This is a genomic window from Erwinia sp. 1181_3, assembly GCF_052824965.1.
Map to the genome: position 1 here is coordinate 753,779 of NZ_VTDE01000001.1, position 26,573 is coordinate 780,351.

General features: G+C 56.3%; 5 protein-coding genes. 3 read left to right on the forward strand and 2 right to left on the reverse strand.

What is annotated here, in order from left to right; genetic code table 11:
- Positions 1 to 48: 48 nt before the first annotated feature.
- Positions 49 to 18,321 (reverse strand): Ig-like domain-containing protein, encoded by an 18,273-nt coding sequence (locus tag FY046_RS03455; RefSeq protein ID WP_446185757.1) that lies wholly within the window; start codon positions 18,319 to 18,321, stop codon positions 49 to 51.
- A gap of 798 nt (positions 18,322 to 19,119) precedes the next feature.
- On the opposite strand from FY046_RS03455, the gene FY046_RS03460 reads away from it, so the two are divergent.
- Genes FY046_RS03460 through rcsB form a run of 3 tightly spaced genes read left to right on the forward strand, consistent with a single transcriptional unit; the run spans position 19,120 to position 23,599 of the window.
- The gene (locus FY046_RS03460) at positions 19,120 to 20,274 is read left to right on the forward strand and encodes an MFS transporter (protein WP_133841426.1); all 1,155 of its coding nucleotides are present in this window, start codon (positions 19,120 to 19,122) and stop codon (positions 20,272 to 20,274) included.
- A 15-nt stretch (positions 20,275 to 20,289) separates the two neighbouring features.
- Complete coding sequence (rcsD, locus tag FY046_RS03465; protein WP_446185758.1) at positions 20,290 to 22,950, forward strand: phosphotransferase RcsD; 2,661 nt, start codon at positions 20,290 to 20,292, stop codon at positions 22,948 to 22,950.
- Between the two features lies 1 nt (position 22,951).
- Positions 22,952 to 23,599, forward strand: a complete 648-nt coding sequence (gene rcsB, locus FY046_RS03470) for a response regulator transcription factor RcsB (protein ID WP_062742930.1) — start codon at positions 22,952 to 22,954, stop codon at positions 23,597 to 23,599.
- 84 nt (positions 23,600 to 23,683) lie between these two features.
- Here the strand turns inward: rcsB and rcsC are convergent, their stop codons facing one another.
- Positions 23,684 to 26,536, reverse strand: coding sequence for a two-component system sensor histidine kinase RcsC (gene rcsC / locus FY046_RS03475; protein ID WP_133841424.1), 2,853 nt, complete (start codon positions 26,534 to 26,536; stop codon positions 23,684 to 23,686).
- Positions 26,537 to 26,573 lie beyond the last annotated feature (37 nt).

Here is a 26,573-nt window from a genome sequence, read left to right on the forward strand (position 1 = left end):
TTAGACGTCCTGCGCGGGAATGCGACCCGCGCAGGGGTTATTTTTTCGTTATACGACATGGACCTGGAGATTATGCTGGATCAGCACATCGCCCAGGGTGTTGTCTGACGACAGCGCCGAGTTGTGATAAACGTCAAAGGTCTGCCCTTCTACCGTCCGTTGCCCGGTGGTGGCCCAGACGCCACCATCGGTATTGGCCAGCGTCACCTGGTCACCCAGCGTTCCTTTGATCAGCAGGTCATCGCTCTGTTTATCGGTAATATTCAGCGCTTCGTTCAAGTCCAGCTTAATGCTGTTATTGCCCGAGGTGCCAAGGTCGATAATCTCCACATGCTCGACTTTCAGACCGAGCGAGGTGAGATCCAGCGCAATATGTTCACCGTTCAGTACCAGGGTATCCGTCCCTGCGCCGCCATCGATATGCGTAAAGTCGAGCGAATTCACCGTGATGGTGTCATTACCTACGCTACCCGTCACCGATTCGCCGTGCACGGTCTGACCATCTGCCAGCGTAATGGTGACCCCGCCAATGGTATAGCTGCCGTCATCCGTTGCCGTCGATGCCACTGTTTCACTGCTGGCCGTGGTGCTGGCCGCCGCCGTGGAGGTGGCATGGTCGGTGCTGCTGGTATCGCTGTCGGTCACCAGCGTTGAGGCCACACGCGCTGCCGTATGCACGGTAGTGGTGGTGCTCTCTTCACTGGTGCTGGCCGCACTGATTGAAGACGTATCCGTCGACGCCAGAGATTCATCGGAGGCCACCGCCATCATCACCGAGGCGGTAGTGGCTAGCGGCAACACTGAACCCAACAGCAGCGTGGTGACGGTGGTCGCCGGGTTACCTGCGGCATCAACCGCCGTCACTGTGACCACCGAGCTGAGATCCAACGTGCTGAGTAATCCCCCGACGAACTTCGCACTGTACCGTCCATTAGCACCTACCGTCGTGGTCATTGTCTGGGTTTGCCCGCTTTGCGACAGCGTGATCGTCACCGCGGTCCCTGTCGCCAGACGCTGGCTTCCTCCTGAAATGGTCAGCCCGGTCAGCAAGACACTCAACAGACTAGCAACCGCATCAACGCTCACCGCCGGCAGGTTTTGCGTCACGGCGTTGAAGCTGGCGCTGGTGCTGCTGGTGTTACCTGCGCGGTCAGCAACAGTGATTGCCGCTGTATGCTGCCCATCGGCCAGAGAGGTCAGCCCTCCTGCCGGGATGGTCACACTCCAGGTCCCATTAGCTGCCACCGTGCCGGTGTATGACATCCCTTCAATATTGACAGTGACCCGGCCCCCCGCTGCACTGGTGGACGTCCCGGTAATGACTTGTGCGGTACCCGATTCGGCAAGGTTGAAGTAACCATCGCTGAAGCCCGCGGTATTGCCTAACGTCACCGTCGGCGTGCTGTGGGTACCGACAATCACCGGAACCGTAATCGTGCCGCTGCTGGTGCCGGCCCCGTTGATTACACTGGCGCTGATTGACGCCGTGTTATCCGGCAATGCTTTCAGATCCACCGACGGCACCGAAACGCTCCAGCTACCGTTGGCGGCGACCACCGTGCTGTAGGTCTTCGACCCGACGTTAACCAGAATGGTCGAACCTTCGGCATTAAATGCCGTACCGGAGATGGTTTGCGCCGTCTGCGCTTCCACCGCATTCAGTGCCCCATCGCCAAACAGCGTGCCAAAGGTGATGGTCGGCGTATTGTGCGCAATCACGCTGGCGCTGTTGCTGCCGGACGCAGTATTGCCATACGGATCAGCCAGGTTGGCGGTGATGGTCAACGGACCGTCTGGTATGGCAGCCAGCGCGGTTTTCGGAATGCTGATACTCCAGTTGCCGTTACTGCCCACCGTCGTACTGTAAGCAATACCGTTGAGGGTAAAGCTCACCGTTGAACCCGCCACCGCATTGGTGGAGGTGCCGCTGATGGTTTGCGCTGTCGCCAGCTCGGCTGCATTAAGAATGCCATCACCAAACAGCGTGCCTACGGTGACCGTCGGTGCCACATGCACCCCGATAGTGACGCCGACGCTGCTGCTGCCCACATTGCCTACCGCATCGGTGACGGTTGCTGACACCGTCAGCCCGCCCGTCGCCAGCCCCAGCAACTGCGCCGACGTGAGTGTCACACCGAAGTTACCGTTGGAGTCAGTGCTCCCCTGTAAAGTCAGGCCACCGACTTTAATACTGACCAGGGTACCGGTTGGGACATTATTGACATGACCACTTAACAGCTGCCCTAACGAAGAGAGGGCCTCTGTCACACTTAATACCCCATCGCCAAACAGCGGGTTAAGGGTGACCGATGGCAGAGCATGAATGCCCACCGTCCCCGCCAGTGTGCTGCTGCTGCTGTTACCCGCCGTATCGGTGACGGTCACTTTAAGGGTGACACCGCCGTCTAACAGGGTCGCCAGCGCCGATGGTGTCAGCGCCAGGTTAAAGGCCCCGTCAGTCCCTGCCGTACCGGAGAGCAGTGGCGTGGTGCTGTTACCAACAGTGACCACGACACGCGCCCCCGCCGAGGTGGTGCCGCTGATCAGCTGATTAACCAGTGCATCCGCCGCATTCAGCAGGCCATCCCCGAACAGCTGCGTCTGGTTCAACGACAGGCTTGGCGGAGTCAGACTGACCTGCAGCCCGCCCACAACATTAAGGGTGGACTCATTACCGGACAGGCTGTCTTTCACCGAGGCACTGATATCCAGCAGCCCGGACTGCAGCCCCTGCAACTGACCCAGAGTCAGGCCCGCGCTAAACTTACCATTGGCATCAACCGTCGCGTCAACCTCAGTTGTCCCGATCATCACTTTGATGATGGTACCGGCCGCCACATTTTTCACCGTACCGCTGACCAGCTGACTGGCGACATTGCTCAAATCGGCAATATTCAGTAAGCCGTCACCCAGGATTGGGTTGAGGATAATCTCTGGCTTGATCGTCGCAACGGTGATGCTGGCGCTATTACTGGCAACGTTACCTGCCGGGTCGACCACTTTTACCCCCAGCGACACATTGCCATTCCCGAGCGCCAGCAGATCGGTGGCGGAGAGATTCACGTTCCAGCCGCCGCCCGCCTGCACGGTGGTGGTATACGCTTTGGCGCCCAGCGTCACCGTGACAACCGAGCCGGCCACCGCATTTAATGTGCCGCCGATGGTCTGACCGGCCTGCGCTTCCAGCAGGTTAAGCACATTGTTATCACCAAACAATCCGGTCAGTGCACCCACCACCGGCAGGTTAGTGATAATCGTGGTGACCGGTGCTGTCGTCGTGACAATGTTACCTACCACATCCGTGACGGAAAGATTCAGCGTATTGGCCCCTTCCTGCAAGGTCGCCAGCGCCGCCGGCGGCACCGCCAGAGACCATTTTCCATCCTGACCGACAGTGGCGGTCAGGATCTGACCACTAAGCAGCTTGAGTGACACTAATCCTCCCGCTGCGGACACCGCAGTACCGGTGATCAGCTGACTGAGGCCAGCCTCAATCGCATTCAGATAACCCCCGGTGCCCGCAGGATCGCCAAACACGGTATCAACCGTCAGCCCCAGCAGGCTGTTGAACACTTTGTTAATGGTGATGGCGGCACTGGTCTGGTTGCCATGGTCATCTGCCACTTTCACTGTCAGCACGTTACCGCCCTGCAACAGGGCGCCGATCGCCGTCGGGCTCAGCTCAAGGTTAAAAGCACCGTTGAGGACGGTTCCCTGCGCCAGAGGAACAGTGCTGTTACCGAGGTAAACATAAATATTTTGACCATCGGCTCCCGACACTGTCCCCGTCAGCGTCTGCGTCAGCAGTGATTCAGTCGCATTGATGACGTTATCACCCAGCAATGCGTCTACGTTAAGCAGCGATGGCGCGACAGTATCCACAATCACATTGTCAAGTACCGCAGACCCGGTATTACCCGCTGCATCCTTCACGCTGGCGCTGATGATGATGTTGGTACCCTGGTCCAAGCCTTGCAGATCGGCAGACGGCACGTTCACCGTCCAGGAGCCGCCAGCCTGCACCACGGCGGTGTAGGTTTTGGTTCCGAGCGTCACAGAAACCGTGCTGCCAATTTCCGATGAGGTACCGGTAATGGTCTGCGAGGTGGCCGCTTCCGCCACGGTGAGAATGTTATCTCCGGCAAATTGCGTGATCGTCACAGTAGGCGCAGTGATATCAATCAGAACCGTCGTGTTAGTGACAACAGGGTCGCCAGCGGTCGGCGTAAAGGTCACCACCACCAGCTGTGAACCCGCCGGAAGGTCCGCATTCACCAGCGTCTGTGAAGTAAAGTCGTTGTTCAGCCGCAGCGCATCGACTGAAATCGTGTCGACCAGAGTGCCACCCACCGTGATGGTGATCTGCCCGCCCAGCGACAGAGGGACGTTGTTGAGCGTTCCGCTGATGAGGGTGTTAGGGCCATCAGCCACATTGATAATATTATCGCCGCCGATCGGTGCCAGCGTAATGTAACCGTCAAGCGTTGGGCTGAGGTTTAACCCGACAGCGCCATTAACACTGGTGGTATTACCCGCAACGTCAGTAATGGACACCGTGTAATTACCGCCTGCAGTCACCAGTGCCGCGAGATCCGTCACCCCGACATTAATCGTCCATGCTCCGTTGGCACCCACCTGGCCGGTTAAGGTCTGAGTACCAATGCTCAGCGTAACGGTGGCCCCCGCATCAGCAGGATTGGAAATCCCGGTCAGCGTCTGCGTATTCAGGCTTTCGACGTAGTTGAGGACATTATCGCCAGCGAAGGTCAGTCCGTTAATTACTGGAGCAGCCGTATCGATGATAAAGCCTTCGGTGAGGGTATTGGTGTTGCCCCCCGGATCGGTCACGCTGACCTGAAGGGTGTGAGGGCCTTGAGTTGTCACGATATCGGCGAGTTCGCCCGGAGTGAGCGTGGCCGTCCAGTTACCGTTGGCATCAACAATGGCTGGAATAGGGATATTACCATTGAAGATCACGGTGACGGTTTGCCCTGCGCCAACCGCGCCGGTGGTGCCGCTCAAGACTGTACCCGCCAGGTCCGCCACGTTGAGGTAGCCATTATCAAATGGCACTTCCAGCGTAGGCTGCGGCAATGTCAGATAGGCATTGAAGTCGAGCGTTTTCGTCGCCGCATTGCCTGCCGCATCAATCACCGTCACACTAATCTGATGAGGGTCGTTATTCAGGCCATTCAGCGCCCCGGCAGGCAGAGTGACTGACCAGTCACCGTTTGGCTGTACCACGCCGTCGTAAACGACGCCATTGACATCCACTTTCAACTTGACCGTCTGATCCTGCCCAGCCACGACCGGAATGCCAGTGGTGCCGGTCACGACGATGGTACCCGCCGCTTCCGTGATACCCAGCCCATCGCCGAACGGATTAACAATGGTCGGCACAGGCAGGGTCAGCAGCGCATCAAAGCTTCCCTCAACCTCTGCCTCATTGCCGTAGGCGTCTGTCGCCACCACGGTAATCGTATGTTCACCGTTGGCCAGACCAGACAACAGGCCGGTGCTGAGATCCAACGACCAGCTACCATTGGCATTGACGATGGCAGGCACAGCTGCCGCGCCGTCAATACTGACGGTAACCGTCTGACCCGCACCTAATACCCCCGTCGATCCCCTCAACACCTGATCGACCGCGGCTTCCGCAATATTGAGCAGGCCATCAACGAACGGGGTGGTAATGGTCGGAACGGGCACATCGTTAATCGCCACGGTCAGCGATGCATCTGCCGGGATCCCCACGTTGCCCACGCCATCCGTCACCGTCACCGTAATTGGCCAGTTGCCGTCCGGCAGCGTGGCTAATACGCCACCCGACAGCGGCAGACTCCAGGTGCCATCACCGTTGATGGTGGCCTCAATCGGCGTACCGTTCACATTGACAATGACATGGGTGTTAGCCGCATCACCATTAAAGGTCACATTCCCCCCCAACGTGATCCCGCCAGCGACTTCATTCAGCGTTAGAATACCGTTACCCGCCAGCGACAGCGGATCGAGGGTGACCGTCGGTAATCCGGTGACAATCGCGGGGAAGTCCAGCGAGGTTGATGCCGTATTGCCCGCCGCATCGCCGACCACAATCACAATCTCATGGCCTGCCCCCGTGCTGTTGCCCAAAGCAAGCAGCTGTGTCGGGGTTAAGTTGGCCGTCCAGACACCGTTGGCATCAACACTGGCGGCATAGACGTTGCCGTTAATCGTCAGCACGATAGTCTGCCCTGCACCAATCACACCAGTCGTGCCCGTCAGCGTCTGCGACACTGCGGCTTCGGCCACATCCAGCAGACCATCAACAAACGGCTGGTTGATCACCGGGTTCAGCGTATTGGTCAGTATCAGCTCGACATCGGCCGATACGCTCACCGGGTTCACCGCATCCACTGTTGATACACTGACCTGAATAACCCCATTGCCCATCGCGGCCAGATCGGCGGCCGGGATAGTCACCGACCATCCCCCCAGACCATCCAGAACCACAGGGGAGTAAGTCTGTGTCCCGACAGTCACCACCAGGCTGGCACCGTTCGGCAGATTATCCACCGTGCCCCGGATCGTCTGATCAACTAAAACTTCGGTACTGTTAAGGAAGCCATCAACGAATGGCGTCTCCAGGGTCAGTTCCGTGAGGGCGTTCACCGCCACGTTGACGTCGAGAATTTGCTCCGTGGTGTTACCGTACGCATCCTTGACGGAGACACTGAGCCCCAGATCACCGTCGACCAATGCCAGCAAATCAGCACTTGGAATGGTGGTACTCCAGTTGCCCAGGTTATCGGAGAGCACGCTGTAGACATTGGTCCCAAGGGTGATCTCAACGTTGAGATTCGGCGCTGTATTGCCTGACAACACCAGCCCCGTCAGAGCATCCGCCAGGCTGAGCACACCGTCCGTCACCAGGTTGGCGTCGATTTCCAGCAGTGGCGGTTGAGTATGAACGGTAAAGCTCTCATTGGCCGTCGCGGTATTGCCTGCAACGTCGTTACCGCTGGCAGTAATGGCATTGCTGTTCTGCGGCAGATTTTGCGCATCAGTCTGCGGGATCGTCGCTGTCCAGTTACCGTCGCTGTCCACGGTTGCCGGATAGTCTTTACCATTAACGCGCACGGTAATGGTGTCACCTTCCGGAATATGCTGGCTGCTACCGGTGATGATGACGCCATTCGGGTCGCGTGACTCGTTGTAGTTCACCATGTCATCACTGGTGACCGGGTTGATGGTAATGGAAGGCAGATCGTCACCACGCGCAATCACGGTAAAGTCACGGGTATCATCGCCCACGTTACCGTAGATATCGTTGACCGAGACACTCACCTGCTGCGGACCATCCGCAATGCTTCCCACTGCCGTATCCGGTACCAGGTAACTCCATACTCCGCCGTTAACCTCAGCGTAAAACGTCTGCCCGTTAAAGGTAATCTCCACCATCTGGCCATCGGTCACATTGGTGGTGGTACCGCTTAACTGCAGTGCCTGACCCACTTCACTGGTGTTGAGATAGTCATCACCGGTGATCGCATCAATGGTAATCAGCGGCAGATCGCCGGCTTCTGCCCTCACTTCGACGGTTTCCGTGGCCACCAATGAGGTGTTACCCGCTTTGTCGGTCAGCGTGGCGGTCACAGTATAACTATTGTCGGCCAGGTTCTGCGTCGCACTCCCCGGCAGATCAAAGCGCCAGCTACCATCCTCCTGCACAATCGCAATATAAGCAGGCTGGTTACCGTTAAAGGTGATGCTCACCTGCTGACCTGCTTCATCCGGCGATGCCGTGCCGCTGATGGTCACGGTTTGCAGAATTTCAGTGCCGTTGATCACGTTATCACCGGCAACCGGATCCAGACTCAGCGTTGGCGCAGTCCGATCAACGATGACGGAACTGCTGATGCTGCCCGTATTGCCCTGCGCATTGGTCACGTCCACGCTGATGGGCAGGCTACCCTCGCCGAGGGCCTGCAACTGTGTGGTACTCAGCGGTAGCGTCCAGTTACCGTTAATGTCTGCCGTAACAGGGAACGCCTGGCTGCCGATGGTAACAATCACCGTCTGACCGGCACCGATCGCGCCGGTGGTGCCCGTGAGGGACTGCCCGGCAGGATCAGTCGCTTCGTTATTGTTGAGATAACCATCGCCAAACGGGAGGTTAATCGTTGGCTGCAGTGCGCCGGTAGCAAGCGTCACGTTGGTGCTGACAGGGCTGCTGTTACCTGCGGCATCCGTCACGGTGGCCGTCAGCGTATAGCTGCCGTTGGTCACACCGGTCAGGGCATCGGCAGAAATAGTCAGGTTCCAGTTCCCCTGATCATCAACGGTCGTAGTGTAAGTCTGTCCGTTGAACACCACGTTCACTGCCTGACCTTCCTGCGCACCGGTACTGCCCCCGCTGATGGTGACACCCTGCGCGGCTTCAGTAGCGTTGATCACACCGTCAGTGGCGATCGGATCCAGCGTAATCGTTGGTGCGACCGTATCCACACCGACCGTCACCGTCTGGCTACTGCTGTTGCCTGCCACATCCGTGACCGTAACGGCCAGATCTGCCCCTGTCTGCGGCAGACCTTGCAAGACTGCTGACGGCAAAGGAATGCTCCAGTTACCGTTAGTATCCACCGTGCCGGTATAGGTGGTGGTGCCGATAAGCACGGAGACCGTTTGTCCTGCCCCCGCCACACCCGTGGTGCCATACAGCGTCTGCCCCAGTGCCGCTTCGCTGGCGTTCAATACACCATCGCCAAACGGGATATCGACGCTGATTTGCGGCAGATTATGGACAACCACGTTCAGCGTGGCGTTACTGGCAACCGGATTACCGTTGGCATCCAGCGTACTGGCAGAAACAATGGTTTGGCCGTCAGCCAGGCCCGCCAGCGCACTTGCCGGTACCAGCGCACTCCACACACCACCGGCACCCACGTTCACGGTAAAGGTCTGACCATTAATCAATACTGACACCGGGGTGCCCGTCGCCACGTTGGCGGTATGACCGGTAACGATCAGCGACTGCTGAGCCTCATCGGCGCTGAGATAACCGTCGCTGATCGGATCGATACTGATCCCCGAGGCAAGGGTGTTCACCGTGATAGTGAGAGTGTTGCTGGCTGGGTTGCCCGCAGCATCACTCACCGCGGCAGTAATGGTTGGTGTGCCGTTCTGCAAGGTACCGGACGGAATGCTGATGCTCCAGCTGCCATCTGACTGTACAACCGGGTTATAGACCTGCGAACCCAGGGTGACGGTCACCGTCTGTCCCTGCTCGACATTTGTCGTTGTACCGGACAACAACTGACTGCTCTGCTGTTCAGCACCATCAACGATATTGTTGCCGGCAAAGGTATTAATCGTAATCGTGGGGAGATCCGCCACATCCGCTTTCACCACCAGCGTGCTGGTGACAGGGGCACTGCTGTTCTGCGCCGCATCCGTCGCCGTCACACTCACCGCGTAGCTGCCGTCCGGAATAGCCTGTAAATCTTCCGCCGGAACGTTTACCGTCCAGATTCCGCCGCTCACCACCACCGGCGGATAGGTGACGCCGTTCAGCGTCACGACGATGCTGCTGCCATTTTCACCCGTTCCTGAAACCGCCAGGTCGGCGCCACGCTCTGCGGCATTCAGCACCCCGTCACCCGCTATCACATCAACGGTGACCGCCGGCGCCAGGGTATCAACGTTAAACGGTACGGTGAGTTCTGACGGATTACCCGCAGCATCGTTGACCAGCACCGTGATGTTGTTGGTATCCTGCGGTAATCCCGCCAGTACCGTTCCCGGGATTGCCACGCTCCAGTTGCCGTTACCGTCAACCGTGCCGGTATAAGTGATACCTGCCAGTGTGATGGTGACCGTCTGACCGTCGCCAGAGATACCGGTTGAGCCGGTCAGGGTTTGCGTACTGCCTGCCTCTGTCGCATTCAGGACGCTATCACCGAACGGTGCATCAACCACCACGTTGGGGAGATTCGTCACGTGAACATCCAGCGAGCTGCTGCTGGTCACTGCCGAACCTGCCGCATCAGTACCGCTCACGGTTACCGTCAGCGGCCCATCCACTAAGGGGATAGCCCCCGGTTGCAAGGTTAATGTCCACTGACCATTTGCGCCAACGGTGACCGGGAAGTCGCTGCCACCCACGCTGACCGTCAGCAGAGTACCGACCGTGAAGTTAGCTGAAGTACCGCTGATTTCCAGCGGCTGAGCCGCCTCCTGCGCATTGAGGAAACCATCACCGCTGATCGGATTGATTGCCAGGCCCGAAAGCAGGTTGTTCACCTCAAAGCTTCCGGTTTGTTCAATCGCTGTATTGGCACTGTTGCTGACAGAAACCACATAGGTTTGCTGTCCGTTGCTTAAGGCTTCCAGCGCCGTCGCGGGAAGCGTAATGCTCCATGCGCCGCTCGCCTGTACCACGCCACTGTAAGTGACGCCGTTCAGCGCGAGGGTAACGAGTTGACCTTCTTCCACGTTGGTAGTGGTCCCGGTCAGTTTCTGGCTGACATGCTGCTCTGCCCCATCAACAATATCGTTGCCGGTAAACGGATCAACCGTAATCGTCGGTTGCGAGGTATTGATCTGCACCGTGGTCGTCTGGGTAGTTTTGTTGCCGGCCAGATCGGTTTCCGTAACGCTGACCGGGTAGCTGCTGCCCGTGAGAGCGCCGAGGTCAGTTGCATTCACCTCTACCGACCACAGCCCGTTAACCCCAACGGTGGTCTCGTAAGTTTTGCCATTCAGCGTCACCACAATGGCTGCGCCATTTTCACCCGTACCGCTGATGGCGATACCATTTTGCTGCTCGCTGGCGTTGATAATATTGTCGCCGGTGACAGGATCCAGCGCCAACGACGGTGCAATAGTGTCAACAGTGAAATTGCTGCTGCTGGTTGAGGTGTTGCCTGCCGGATCTTTCACTACCACGCTGACGGTGTTGGTACCGCTGTTCAGGCCCGCCAGATCGCCGGTCGGCACGCTCACCGCCCAGCTGTTGTCATTGCCCACGGTGGTCAGATAAACCTTGCCGTTCAACGTGACGCGCACGCTGTCGCCAGGCGTACCGGTCCCCGTGATCGCCAGAGGTTGCCCCAGCTCAGTGCCATTCAGATAGCCATCAGATACCGGAGTGATCACAAAATCAGGTGGCGTGGTGTCCAGCACAATCGGACGTGTGACCGTCACGCTGTCACCGACCGATGGTGTTGCAACCACCGTCACGGTATAACCCGTGTCGGCCAGCCCGGCGAGGGCCGTGGACGGAATGGTGGCGCTCCACAGACCATCAGGCCCGACGGTGGCGTTATAAGACTGGTTATTAAAGGTGACCACCACGCTGGTGGTGCCGTCCGGTACGCTACCGGTAACGGTCAGACCTGCGGCCGCTTCCAGTGCATTAACCACATCGTCACCCGCGACCGGATTCACCAGCAGCGCGTTGGAAACAGCGGTATCCAGAATCACCGAGGTGTTCTGCGTCACGCTGTTGCCTTCCGGATTGGTGACCACAATGGTGACCGGGTTCTGCCCCTGATCGAGATTATCGAGCGTGGTCACCGGGAAGGTGACCGACCACTTGCCGTCACTGCCTACCGTGGTATCCAGCGTGGTGCCGCCAAGGGTGACGCTGACGCTGTCCCCAATGGTGCCACTACCGGTGATATCCAGTGGCTGCGTCACTTCAACACGATCGATGATGCCGTCACCGCCGATCGGATCGAGGGTGTACGTTGGCGCGGCGGTATCAACAATCACCACCTCAGTATCCACCGTTTTGTTGCCTGCCGGATCGGTGACGGTAACAGTGACATCGTAGCCACCGTCTTGCAGCAGGGCCAGGTCAGCAGGTGGGATGGTTACCGTCCAGCTGCCATTGTTGCCGAATACCGCGTTATAGGTTTTACCCTCCAGCGTGATCACCACGGTATTACCCGCAGCGGTGGTGCCTTCAATCACCAGCGGCGCCTGTTGTTCGGTGGCATTGATAATGCCATCTTCGGCGATAGTACCCAGCGTCAGAGAAGGCAGATCGGTGGCAATCGTGACGGATGACGGCCCGGCTTCGGCGCTGTTCCCGGCCACATCAATCGCCGTAACCAGAATGGAAGACGCCCCCTTCGGATCCAAATCCAGTAACTGCTGCGTGGTCAGCACCAGAGTCCAGACGCCGGAGCTGTTAACGGTGGCCTCAAACGCACTGTTGCCGATGTTAATGATCACTCTTTGACCGTCGCCCAGTTCCCCGGTGGTACCCGTCAGGGTCTGCCCGATAAGTGCTTCAGCATTGGTGAGCGTATTATCGCCAAACGGCGTATCCAGCGTTGGGTTCGGCAGGTTGGTGACGTGCACAATCAGCGAGGCGTTGCTGGTGGCCAGTGGGTTATCACTGCTGTCATAAACGGTCGCGACACCCGTCACGGTGCCATTGGTCAACGCTCCCACGTCAGCACGCGGAATGTTGACCAGCCAGGTTCCGTTCGGCTGCAATAAACCATCATAAGGGAGGCCATTAAAGCTAAAGGTCACTCTGCTGTCAGCAGGAACATTCAGCGTGGTCAGAATGATATCCAGTCCCTCTGCCGCCTGAGACTCAGCGAAGTTGAGGTAGCCATCGTCACTGATCGGGCTGACGGCAATCGCGGGCTGCGTGTCATCGACGTTGAAGGTTTTATCCGTGGTGCCGTTATTACCCGCTTTGTCGGTGACACTGGCGGTCAGGGTGTACGATCCGTTCGCCAGCCCCTCCAGCACCTCTGTCGGCAGATTGGCCTGCCAGCCGCCGCCGGACTGAATGAGGGCGGTGGTGGTGTACGTCGCGCCATTGCCACTCAGCGTTAGCGTCAGGGTCTGACCGGCTTCCACATTCGAAGCCGTACCGGTGATAATCTGGTCCACCTGCTGTTCAGCGCCATCAATACTGTTATTCGGCGTGACATTGTTGACAACAATGGACGGTACACCGGTATCCACGACCAGCGGGGTGCTGGTGATAGTCGTGTTGCCCGCCGGATCAACGGCCGTTACCGAGAGCGTATAGTCACCATCAGTCACCCCGGCCACCACGTTGCCCGGGATCAGGGCAGACCAGGACCCGTCTGCACCGACCACGGTAGTAACCGTGGTTCCCGCCAGTTCCACGCGGATAACATTGCCGGCTTCCCCGGTGCCGGTCACCGTCAGCGGCTGAATAGACTCTGCCGCATTGATATAGCCCCCGGAAACCGCATTGACGGTCACTGGCGGCGGAGTGATATCCACCTCAATGGTACGGACCACGGTGGTCACGTTGCCGGCTTCATCGGTGCTGGTGACCTGCAGTTCATAGCTGCTCGCGGTCAGCGCTTTCAGCGCGTTAACCGGCAGCTCGATCTCCCAGTGCCCGGTGCCATCCACGACAACGTCATACGTCTGGTTGTTCAGTGTGACACTGATACGGTCACCCTGCGTACCTGACCCACCGATGGTCTGTATATCGTTCTGTTCTTCAAGGTTAATGCGGTTATCGGCCGCTACCGGATCCAGCGTGACCACCGGTGCCACAGTATCCACGGTAAAGTCGGTATTCACTTTAACGCTGTTGCCCGCATTATCACCCAGCGTCACGGAGACAGTATTTGGGCCCTGCGGCAGGTTTTGCAGCGTGGCAGACGGTACCGATACGCTCCAGTTACCCAGCGCATCCACTGTACCGGTATAGGTGATGCCGCCAATCAGCACGTTCACCGTCTGACCTGCGCCCTCAACGCCCGACGACCCACTGATGGTCTGTGCGCTACTCGCCTCGGCAGCATTGAGATAATCATCACCAAACAACGGATTGATCTCCGGCAGGAAGCCCGGAAGCACTTCACTGTTGAGTGAATGCTCAACGGTGATGGTATTGCCATTGACATCAACGGTACTGGCGGTGACTAACAGCGTGGTATTGGTCAGGTTCGCCAGATCGGCAGGTGGAACCGTGACCGTCCAGCTGCCATCACTGTTGGTGGTGGTGAGATAGGATTTTCCGCGGAATGACACCGATACCGAACTGCCTGAGGCCACAAAGCGGCTGAAACCATGGATGGACAGCGGCAACAGTGCCTCACTGGCGTTCAGCGTATTGTCGTCGCTGATCACCCCGATGGCGATGGCGCTGAAGGTATTATCAACAGTGAAGCTGCCATTGGTGCTGGCCGGGTTACCGGCCACATCGCTGACGCTGACGGTATAATTATCGGTGCCGTTCGCCAGATTATGCAACGCCGAGGCCGGAACCAGCACACTCCAGCTGCCATCTGACAGTACCTGACCGGTGTAGCTTGCACCATTGAGGCTGACGGTGACCGTCTGGCCTGCCTGAACATTCGTGGTGGTCCCGGTGACAAACTGAGACAGCCCTTTTTCCGCGCCGTCGAGGATATTATCGCCCGCAAACGCACCGACGGTGACGGTCGGCAGTGAACCGCCGCCAGCAATCACCGTCAGCGGCTGGCTGCTGCTGCCGCTGTTGCCCAGGGGGTCGGTGGCCGTCGCAGTCACGGTGTAGGTATTGTCGGCCAGGCCGGTAACGACGTTCGCGGGAAGGGTTGCGGTCCAGTTACCGCCAGCATCCACCGTGGCGGGGTAATCAACGCCATTGACACTCACCACCACCGTCGCACCCGGCTCAGTGGTACCGGTAATGGCCAGCGCTGCATTGTGTTCCAGCGCATTGAGATAGCCGTCGCCAGAAACCGGTGCAACCGTCACAGACGGTGAAGCCGTATCGAGGGTGACCGGGGTCAGCGTCGTCGTTTCATTGCCGCCGCTGTCGCGAGCCGTGACGCTGATATCATATTTACCATCGGCAAGCGTTTGCAGCGTCGATGGCGCAATATTGACGCTCCAGTTGCCATCTGCATCGGCGGCAGTGCGGTAAGTCACGCCGTTGAGTACCACCGTAATGGTACTTAACGGGTCTGCTGTCCCGGAAAGCGGCAGCGGCTGACCCTGTTCGGTGCGGTTGATCACCCCGTCCCCCGCTACCGCGCCGACATTCAGGTCTGGCGCGAGTGTGTCCACGCTGACGCTGGCATTATGGATAACTTCATTTCCTGCGGCATCGCGCACCGTCACGATCACATTGTTGCTGCCCTGCTGCAGCAACGCTAGATCAGCAGGGAGTAAGTTAACACTCCAGGCGCCCGTAGCAGGATTCACCGTGGCGTTATAGGAGGTGCCGTTTATCTCAACGGTCACCGTCTGATCCGGCAGTGTCAATCCGGTGTTACCGGTGATCGTCTGCGGTGTGGCTGATTCGGTTAGATTAAGGATATTGTCGCCACCAAAGGCAGCGTTGACAGTGACATTGTCCGGGAAGTTGGCCTGCACTCCAATGTTCAGCGTGGCGCTGATGCCAGGATCGGTGGCAACTTCGACCTTAATGTCATAAGTATTGTTAGCGACCCCAACGAAGTCAGCAGGCGGAATTTCAGTGGTCCATTTACCGTCTGCACCCACGGTGGCAGTGTAGGATTTATCGTTAAACGTCACGGTGAGCAGGGTGCCCTGCGGCACGCCCTGACTACTGCCGGTGACGGTCACCGGTGACCCGGCTTCCGACGCGTTGATCCAGTTATCGCCACCAACCGGCGCAATCGCCAGCGTCACGGCTAACGGATCGTTAATCACGGGATAATTGCCGCCAAACAGGGCGGTGACGCCGGCAGCATTGGACACGGACACACCGTAATTCACAAATTGGCCGTTAGTCAGGCCTGCCAGTGCATCGGCAGGAATGGTGACATGCCATAATCCCCCCGCCAGCACGGTCGTCGGGTATGGCTCGCCGTTGAACGTGACAATCAGGGGCTGGCCCTGCTCAACATTGAGAACCCGGCCACTCAATTCCTGATCCACACCCAGTTCGGCATTTTGCAGAACGTTGTCTCCGGCAAAGGTATTCACCTCGATCAACGGCTGGCTGCCCGGTTCAACGGCCAGAGTGACATTCCCGTATGCCGTCGTCACGTTGCCTGCCGCATCGGACGCTTCCACTCTTATTGGGTAACTGCCGTCGGCCAGAGCGGCCTTGTCGGCGTCAGAAACCACGATGCTCCATTCGTTATTGCCATTCGCATTGCCGGTCAGGCTCAGCTCCCGGTCACCGATGAAGACGCGAATGATACTGCCCGATTCCGCCGTCCCGCTGATAGTCAGGGTGCCCAGTTCATCAGCGGAAACGTAGTTATCGCCATTATCAGTGACAGGCGTCAGCGTAACGCCCGTAGGTGCCACGGTATCCACACTCAGCGGGAGGGTGGTTTCAGCCGAGGTATTACCGTATTTGTCGGTAGAGGTGACAACCAGGTCGCTACTCCCCTGATCGAGCTGTTGTAACGCCGAAGCCGGAATGTTCACACTCCAGCTACCGTCGGGATTCACTGAAGCGGTATACGTCTGACCATCCAGAGAGACGGTCACCGATTGACCGCCAACGCTGCTGCCAGTGATTGTCAGCGGTTGCGTGATGTCAGTGGCATTCAGCGCACTGTCAAACGGCGCGACAGTGACAACCGGAGGCGTATTATCCACCGTCACCTCAACTGTGCTGCTGCCCGTGTTACCCGCCGGATCGGTGATATTCACCACCAGAGGTAATGTCCCTTGCGTTGGATCGGTCACTGAACCCGCCGGAATAGTGACACTCCAGCTCCCGTCGTTATTGACCGTACCGGGGTATTTCTCACCGTTAAAATCGATGGAAACCGTCTGATTAGGGCCCGTCACGCCGGTCGTCCCGGTCACAGTCTGCGGCTGACCGATTTCCGTGCCGCTTAACACACCATCGACAAACGGCAGATCGACCTGCACGACTGGCGCAGTGGTGATCACATCCACCGAGACAGTGGTGCTGTTTTCAATGAGGGTGCCATTAGGCAGCGTAATGCTGGCAACAATCAGATTCGAGCCCTGCGGAAGCTGTTGCAGGTCGGCTGACGGCACCGTTACCGTCCAGCTGCCGCCTGCCTGAGTGACAGCGGGATAACTTACCCCCCCCAGGGTTACAGACACGGCAGTGCCCACCGGTACGCCACTCGCGGACCCGCTCAGGGTGAGCGTGCCCTGTGCTTCAGTCGCACTGAGATAGCCATCGTCACTGACTGGCGAGGTAATGCTGACGCTTGGGGTGGTGCTTTCCTGCACGTTGAAATTGTGAGTGGCGCTGGCAGACGTGCCGCCCGTATTGCTCACGCTGGCAGAAATAGTCGCACTGCCGGTGGACAACAGCGCAAGATCGGCCGCCGGCACCGACACGCTCCATACGCCGTCAGCATCAACCGTTCCGGTGTAGGTTTTTCCGTTCAGCGTAACGGTAACGGTTTGCCCCTGTTGCACGTTAACGGTCGTACCGCTCAGGGTTTGTGAGGTCAGTTTTTCCGCACCATCGAGCACATCGTTACCGGCAAAAATAGCAATGGCAATCTGAGGCACGTTTGCCGCCGGAGAGACTTCAACAGTAAAGTTATGCGTATCGTTGGCAGACTGGCCGGCGATGTTAGTCACCGAGGCTGAAATGGTCGCCGAACCGTTCGACAGAGCTTCTAAGGCCGAAACCGGAACCGCCACACTCCAGCTACCATTCGCCTGCACCGTCGCATTATAGGTGACGCCGTTCAGCACGATCACCACCGTTTGTCCGGCTTGTACGTTGGTGGTAGTACCGCTTAACAGCTGAGTGGTCTCTTTTTCTGCGGCGCTCAATACGTTATCGCCCGCGAAGGTGCCAATGGTCAGTGTCGGTCCGTTAGCAGGAGGGTTAGGAGGATTGGGAGGGTTGGTCCCACCGCCATTACCGCCATCATCACCACCGCCGCCGCCGCCACCACCCAGTGCGGCAGCACCCAGCCCCACCAGGCCAAGCGCACCCAGACCTGCAGCGGTGACAAGGCCCGGACCCGCCCCGGTATCAGCCAGCAGCAGAGGTTCAATACTTCCCAGGGATTCATACTGCGGCGTGATGACCATCGCGGTCTGCGCATCGGCAAACTGGCTGGTCACCGGGAACAGAGCGTGTTCCGGCGGATTAACTCCGTCATCGAACACCAGTTCGCTGTGATCGCCATCCACGTCATCCAAGAAGAACTGCTGATAGCGCACAGTGGTGCCATCTTTCATGTGCAGAATGAGGTCGTTACCCTGGCGCTCGTATTCGGCCACCATTTCGCGCGTGCCATGCACTTTTACGATGCTGGGTTGATTAAGGAGAACGTTCCTGGACGAGCCCGCATTGGCCTGGGAGAGAATAGAGCCGTCGTCGCGTGAGAGAATGTCTACGCGGCCATCATTGAGCTGTGCCATTTTAGTAACCTCATGTACATCAGATAACAGGATTTAGAAGTTCAACGCGAGAAAAGTGAAAAAAAACTTCACTTTTAGCTCACCTTAAACAAAATATTTTCACACCGTGTTGGGCGTTACTTTTCACCTGATGCACAGTCAGAGAGTGACTCTCCCTGAAAAAAATGGCTTAAATTTGCTGAAACTGACTTATTTTTTGTTTAATTCCTCATTCACATATAATTAATAAAATGAATGTGTGATTTGATTAAAATTTATCGATGCGATTAATTATTTTAATTTAATGGTTTAGTACAGTAGCCGATTAATTGCCAAAAAATGCTGAAAAATAGTGCAACCACTGATTAATGATTTGATTTAGTTAACAGAAAAATTAGTTTGATGATGGCCGTTTAGACACTTTCAGGCATAAAAGCGACTTAACCGTGGTAATAACGCGGGGTTAATGACGCGAAAATTTCATGTTGATTCGTGACCGTAAGCACAAGCAGGCAATAGCTTAAAAAGCCACCAACCCCGCTCCGGGTTCAACAGTAAAAATCGGCATTTTATGTTCCCTCACAATAATTTGAGTTAAGTAAAAGAGGCTCAGCCTTAGCCAGGAACCTTCTTAAAAGCTGGCGTTAAGGGACAATTCTGATTCACCGCCCTATTTATCCAGGTTATTAACTTTGCCCATCCTGTCTTTCTGTGTTGCACCCTGCCCGGCATCGCCTTCGCAGGCAGGGTTTAGCTTCTTAACTGGCAACAATTGTGGTAAAAAATGGGGTTGATTACGCGACAGGCAAAATGGATACAATGACGATACTGGAAGGCTCTGCCTCAGAGGAAAAAGCGCTGGCAACACAGCGTGCCACGCGTGCGGTATTTTTAATCGCCGGTATCGGCATGGCCTCCTGGGCCCCCCTGGTTCCTTATGCGAAAGATCGTGCCCTGCTGAGCGATGGCTCACTCGGCACCCTGTTATTGTTTCTTGGATTAGGCTCGCTGATTGCGATGCCACTGACCGGGATGCTGGTGGGTCGTCTGGGATGCAAACGCGTTATTGCAGCGGGCAGTCTGTTGCTGTTGCTGCTCTTACCCCTACTGGCAACGCTCTCCAGCCCTTCTACACTGGCGCTGGCGCTGATGATCTTCGGTGCCGCCATAGGTCTGATCGACGTTGCCATGAATATCCAGGCCGTCGAGGTCGAAAAAACGGCTAAAAAAGCGATGATGTCAGGGTTTCATGGTTTCTTCAGCGCGGGCGGGATTGTGGGTGCCGGACTGGTCAGCGCTGCGCTCGCGCTCGGTGCCTCTCCGTTAATGTCGATACTGATGATCAATGTTTTGTTGGTGTTGCTGTGGCTTTACTGCCAGCAGCACCTGCTGAGCCAGCGTCTGCACCAGCCCGATATGCCGCTGTTTGTGATGCCGCGCGGCTGGGTACTGTTCCTTGGCGTGCTCTGTTTTATTCTGTTTTTAACCGAGGGTGCCATTCTTGACTGGGGCGCACTGTTTCTGACCCATAACCGTGACCTGCCCGCCTCACAAGCCGGGTTGGGTTACGCGGTATTTTCCATCGCCATGACCATTGGCCGCCTGTTTGGCGACCGCATCGTCAACGTGTTCGGGCGCACGGCAACGTTATTCTGCGGTTCATTATGCGCGGCGGGTGGCCTGGTGCTGGCAGTGGCGATACCGGATGCCACCTGGACGCTGGCCGGTTTTCTGCTGGTGGGGTTTGGTGCTTCAAACGCCGTGCCAATAATGTTCAGCGCAGCGGGAAAGCAGCAGGTGATGCCCGCCAATCTGGCCATCGCAGCGATGACCACTATCGGTTACGCCGGCATTCTTGCAGGGCCCGCGTTGGTCGGTTTTATTTCTCAATTATCCAGCCTGTCCGTCGCGTTCAGCGGCATTGCGGCGCTGCTGTTGGTCGTTGCTGCCAGCGCCCGACAGATTACTCGTTAACCGGGGTTTCACTGCATGTTGCCATATAAATTTCCACTGACTTCCGGCAATGTTACGCGCTTCTTTGCACTGTTTATTCTGGTGCTGGTACTGGCATCAGGATTTATGATCCACAATGCAGTTAACGCCTGGCTGACAGAAAAGCGCTACGCGATGGCGGATATCACTCACGCGATGCAAAAGCGTATTGATACCTATCGCTTCGCCACCTGGCAGATTTATGAAAACCTGGCGGCCAATGCGGCGGGCACGGCGGGCAACAGTTTGCAGGAAACCCGTCTACGTCAGGATGTCTATTATCTGGAGAAAACCCGGCGTAAAACCGAAGCATTGATTTTTGGTTCACACGACAGTGGCACGCTGGATATGACCCTGCGTATGTCCAACTATCTCGACACCTTATGGGGTGCCGAGAACAGCACCTGGTCGATGTATTTCCTCAACGGGCAGGACAACAGCCTGATCCTGGTCTCTACCCTGCCATTAAAAGATATGGCCTCACGCTATAAAGAAAGCGCGATCAGCAACATCGTTGAGGCACGTCGCGCCGAGATGCTGCAACAGGCTAATGCGCTGGACGAGCGTGAGAGCTTCTCGCCGTTGCGCCGTTTTACCTGGCAGAATGACCACTACTTCACCGTGCGCACCACCTTCAATCAGCCGGGGCATCTGGCGACCGTGGTGGCTTTCGATCTGCCGGTGAACGACATTATTCCGCTGAATATGCCGCTGGAGAATTTCCAGCTAAAGCAGGATACCACCCCGGTTGCCGAAGGGGATGATAATCAGGACAGCAGCAGCACCACCCGCATCAATTGGGTTAACCCTAATATCGAAATTGCCGGTTCACTGGCCAGCACGCCCTTACAGCTGATCTATCGTGTACCGATCACCGGGCTGGTGGTAGATACCTTACATAATCTGCTGTGGCCGCTGCTGGCTAATCTCGCGTTGCTGCTGATGTCACTGGCGGGTCTTTTCCTGCTGCGCCAGCAGTCGTTGCGCCCCAGTGAAAACCAGAGTGCCGAGCTGGAGTCGCTGCGCCTGTTGAATGAAGAGATCGTCGGTACGCTCCCGGTGGGGCTGCTGGTGTATGATTTTGCCAATAACCGCACCCTTATCAGCAATAAAATTGCTGAGCACCTGCTGCCGCATCTCAATCTGCAAAAAATCATCAATATGTCCGATCAACATCAGGGTGTTTTGCAGGCCACGGTGAACAACGAGGTGTATGAGATCCGTCATGCCCGCAGCATGATTTCACCGCATACGCAGGTGTTTATGATGCGCGATCAGGATCGTGAGTTGTTGGTGAACAAAAAGCTGCAAAAAGCACAGCAGGTGCTGGATAAAAACCATCAGTCACGCCAACAGCTCTTGCAGAATCTCGGTCACGCGTTGCAGCGTCCACTGAACGAGGTGATCACCAGCCTGCAAGCGCTGGCTGCCGCACATCCGGACGAACAGGTGGATAACTCGCTGGAAGCCTCTCAGGCTCTCAGTCGTCTGGTTGACGATATTGTGTTACTGAACCAGCTGGAAACCCTCGACTGGACCCCGGACGCAGGCAGTTTCAATCTGCAAACCCTGCTGGATGAGCTGGTGGCTGAGCTGCTACCGGTTATGCGCCGCAAAGGTCTGACGCTGATGATCGCCAATCACCGCAGCAGCGATGAGACGCGTTTTGGCGATCGTCGGGCAATCAGTAAAATCTTGTCCACGCTGCTGCACTATGCCGTGACCACCACAACCTGGGGCCGGGTCAGCGTCACCGTAAGCGCCCCCGACGATCGCCCGGATCGCCTGTCGATTGAGATTGTTGATACTGGTGCTGGTCTTTCGGCTGACGAAATGTCGAACACGGATTTCCCGTACCTGGGTGAGACTCATCAGGACCGTTATGGTCAAGCCTCAGGCATGGCCTTTTTCCTGTGTAAGCAACTGTGCAAACAGTTAGGTGGCCATCTGGATATCAGCGCCAGCCCGGATATCGGCTCGCGCTACAGCATCCAGCTCCATACGCCGCTGGAACCCCAGCTGGTACAGGAAGAGAAGCTCCTGGAGGGCGTCAACGCCCTGATTGATATTACCGTTGATGACGTGCGTAAAATCGTCGTACATCAGCTTGAAGACTGGGGAGCGAACTGCATTACGCCAGACGAACGTTTCTCCGGTCAGGAACACGATGTACTGGTAACGGATGAACCTGAGCATTTGACGCCCTGGTCATTACTGCTCTCCGGTGATGAACCGGGTTTCTGCCAGATTTCATCCAATCAGTACCGGGTCAATTTCAATATCAGCAGTGCGATGCAGGATGCGCTGCTGACGTTGATTGAACAGCAACTGGCTCAGGACGAGCTGGGTGACGAAAATGCGGAACAACAGACCACGGCTCAACTTTTCGCCAGTGGTTACTTCCAGCTTTTCGTCGATACAGTACCCGATGATGTCAAGAGACTGTATAATGAGGCCGCAAACAGGGACTTTACTGCGCTTGCTCAGACTGCGCATCGGCTGAAAGGCGTGTTTGCCATGTTAAATTTATTACCCGGCAAGCAGCTTTGTGAAACGTTAGAACATCACATTGAACAGTGTGACGATTCAAACATCAAAAATACCACCAGTGAAATTGACAATTACGTCAATGACCTGCTGCAGCAAGGTAACCAATAATATGAATAACCTGAATGTCATTATTGCCGACGATCACCCCATTGTTCTGTTCGGCATTCGTAAGTCGCTCGAACAAATTGAATGGGTCAATGTTGTCGGTGAGTTTGAAGACTCCACTGCATTAATTAACAGCTTGTCTAAGCTTGATGCCAACGTTCTGGTGACAGATTTGTCTATGCCAGGCGAAAAATATGGCGATGGCATTACACTGATCAAATATATCAAGCGTCACTATCCTGATCTGTCGATCATTGTTCTCACCATGAACAATAACCCAGCCATTCTCAGCGCTGTGCTGGATCTGGATATCGAAGGCATCGTACTGAAGCAGGGTGCACCAACCGACCTGCCTAAGGCTCTGGCCGCATTGCAGAAAGGCAAAAAGTATACGCCGGATAGCGTGGCGAAACTGCTGGAGAAAATCAGCGCGGGCGGTTACGGCGACAAGCGTCTGTCACCGAAAGAGAGCGAAGTGCTGCGTCTGTTTGCTGAAGGCTTCCTGGTAACCGAAATTGCCAAGAAACTGAACCGCAGTATTAAGACGATCAGTAGCCAGAAGAAATCAGCCATGATGAAACTGGGTGTGGATAACGATATTGCGCTGCTGAACTATCTGTCATCAGTCAGCATGTCACCGGTTAAAGATTAAGTTTAAGACTGACGGGGCGACAGGAAAAATGGTCGCCCCTACATCTGCAGGGGCTGACCTTCTGTTTTGGTCAGCCTTTATGATTTAAACGTTCGCCCTGCTCTCTCTTGCCCGCTGCGCATATAACGTTAACGCCTGCTGTAATGTATCCATCGTCACCGGCTTAGACAGACAGTTATCCATTCCCGCATCAATACAGCGCTGTTTCTCTTCCGCTAACGCATTCGCCGTCACGCCCACCACCGGGAACGTTTTCCCCAGTTCGCGCAGACGTCGTGTCAGGCCATAACCATCCATATTCGGCATATTGACATCGGTCAACACGATATCAATCTCGTTACGGCCGATCACGTTAAGTGCATCAAGACCGTCGCGCGCCGTTTTCACGCGGTAACCCAGCGATCCGAGCTGATCGGAAAGCAACATACGGTTGATCGGATGATCGTCGACCACGAGGATCAGGATGTCATCATGCGCGGCGGTTTGCGCTTCTTTCGCCAGTACGGCAAGCCCGCCTTCAGGCTGATCCGCCTCCACCCGGTAGATCCGCGCCAGCAATGAAGGTAATTCGTGCGGCGTGGTTGTCGCACAAACCCAGTGCCCCGCGCCCAGATGCTGTGGTGCATCATTGTGGCGACTGTCAAAGCGGATAGTGGCACGTACGGCCTGCTCAGGCAGGAAATCATGATCGGTAATCATCACGTCATCTGCCGCCGCCTCGCCTTCGTAGCGCTGCACCTGAATACCGTGTTCGCCCAGCAAGCGCGTCAGGAACGTGGCCAACTGCTCATTACGCAGTGCCAGCCAGCACTGCTTATCGTGCAGACCGTCCTGCAACTCTGGCGCTATCACCCGGCTGTTATAGAGCGGAATACGGATAATAAACTGGCTGCCCATGCCCGGCTCAGAGTCGACCTCAATATCACCGTCCATCATATTGATCAGCTTCTCACAGATAGCCAGCCCCAACCCGGTTCCCTGGAAGTTACGCTGTACCCCACTTCCGACCTGGAAGAACGGGTCAAACAGACGCGTCAACTCCTTTGCCGGGATCCCCACGCCGCTGTCGCGCACGCGGAAAGCCAGATACCCATCTTTGACGTAAACCTGCAGGATGATCCCGCCAGTATGAGTGAACTTAATAGCATTATTCAGCAGGTTGGAGATGACCTGCTGCAAACGCATCGGGTCACCATCCAGCGTGGCTGGAACATCGCTGTCGACAAAGCACCACAGCGTCAGACGCTTTTTCACCACCATTGCCAGATAGTTGGAAGTGATATGTGCCACCACTTCACGCGGAGAGAACTCAGCGGGTTCTATTTTCAGCTGCTCAGACTCAATTTTGGAGAAATCGAGAATATCACTGATGATTTTCAGCAACAGGCTGGAGGAGTTGTTCATGGCCGTCACCAGCGACTCAACGCCCGGCGGCAGAGATTTTGTTTGCAGCAGGTCAAGGTTACCGATAATGCCATACAGCGGCGTACGCAACTCATGGCTGACGGTCGCCAGGAACATGGATTTGGACTGGCTGGCCTGCTCTGCGGCCTGAGCCATCTCCTGTAATGACTCTTCCATTTTGACGCGGGCACTGACGTCAACCAGCACGCAGATCGCCACATTCTCATTGCGGTAGCGCGAATGGACAAAGCTGATTTGCAGATTGGTATTACTGCCTGTCAGCACATCGACAAAGTTAACCTGCTGTCCACAGATAATCTCGGTTAAGCGCAGCCGATCTTCCTGAGTCAGCATGGTGAGATAATTATGAGCCAGCTCGTTACTGAGGATGTTGGTGCCATCACTGGTGCGCAAAATGCAGATCCCGACCGGCGCCGAGGCCACAATTTTACGGTTAAACTGCTCGTGCTCCTCCAGCCGGTGGGCATTATCTTCTGCGGGCAAAAACATTCTGCGTTCAAACAGCCATGCCAGCGTAAACAGCACTACCGCACTGATCAGGTTCAGCAACAGGGCGTTGATAATCAAAATTTTCAGCCGTTCAATCATCACATTGGTCGGCACCGAGTAGACGATACTGAGCGAAGACGGTGACAGACTTTTCTTCATGATCAGTTGATTGTAGCCGGAAATATAGCCAAACCAGGCGGCGTCATCAGGCAGGTCATCCGCTGAGAAATCCGGGCCATTGCGCGCAGAAGAGAGCAGACGCTGATTATTCTGATCCACCAGCGTGGCCGTTACCGGCATGCTACCCGGCAGGATCAGGTCTTCCATACGGATGCTCTGCTCAATGCCCAGCAGAGCCGTGACCTTATTGGCCACATACACCGGGGTGATCATGTAGTAATAGCCAACGCCGGGCTGTGCCGCCGGAGAGATCCAGAACAGGCTGTTTTTACGCTCGTCGTCGTTACCATTACGGTACTTAAGGATGCGCTCGCGCAGCGATTTCATCGCGCGTTCACGATCGACGGATGCCGTGCCCAGGCCGAAATCCGCCAGGCAGGTGCTGTCGCCACCGATAAAGAACACCCGGTTCAGTTCATAGGCGGAAGCGAAATTTTCTTTCCAGTAACTCAGGAAATAACTGAGAGGCTCCAGTGAGTTGCGCCAGGTATTGCTCATTGCATTGCAGTCGGAATCCGCATACAGAGGGTAGAACTGTGGCGGCGATGCTTTGCCTGCAGAGACACCGCTCAGTCCATCAAGGCTGCTGGTCGCAGTATTCAGGCGGTTTTCCGCAATAAACTTCAGCTCACGCATGACGTCCGCTGAGTGGCGCACATACCACTGAGCCTGATCATAGCTGGTATTGAATTCCTGGCGTACCTGCGATTCTCTTTCGTGTATGACGTTAATGATATAAAACGTGGTCAGCAGTGCGCCCAGCGTCCACAGCATCAACGCCAGGGCGCGGAACAGATAGCGGGAGATCTTTAACGTCGTTCGGAAAGAGACAAGATATTTCAAGCGTAACCCACTGGCAGCCATAACGGACAAAAGAAAA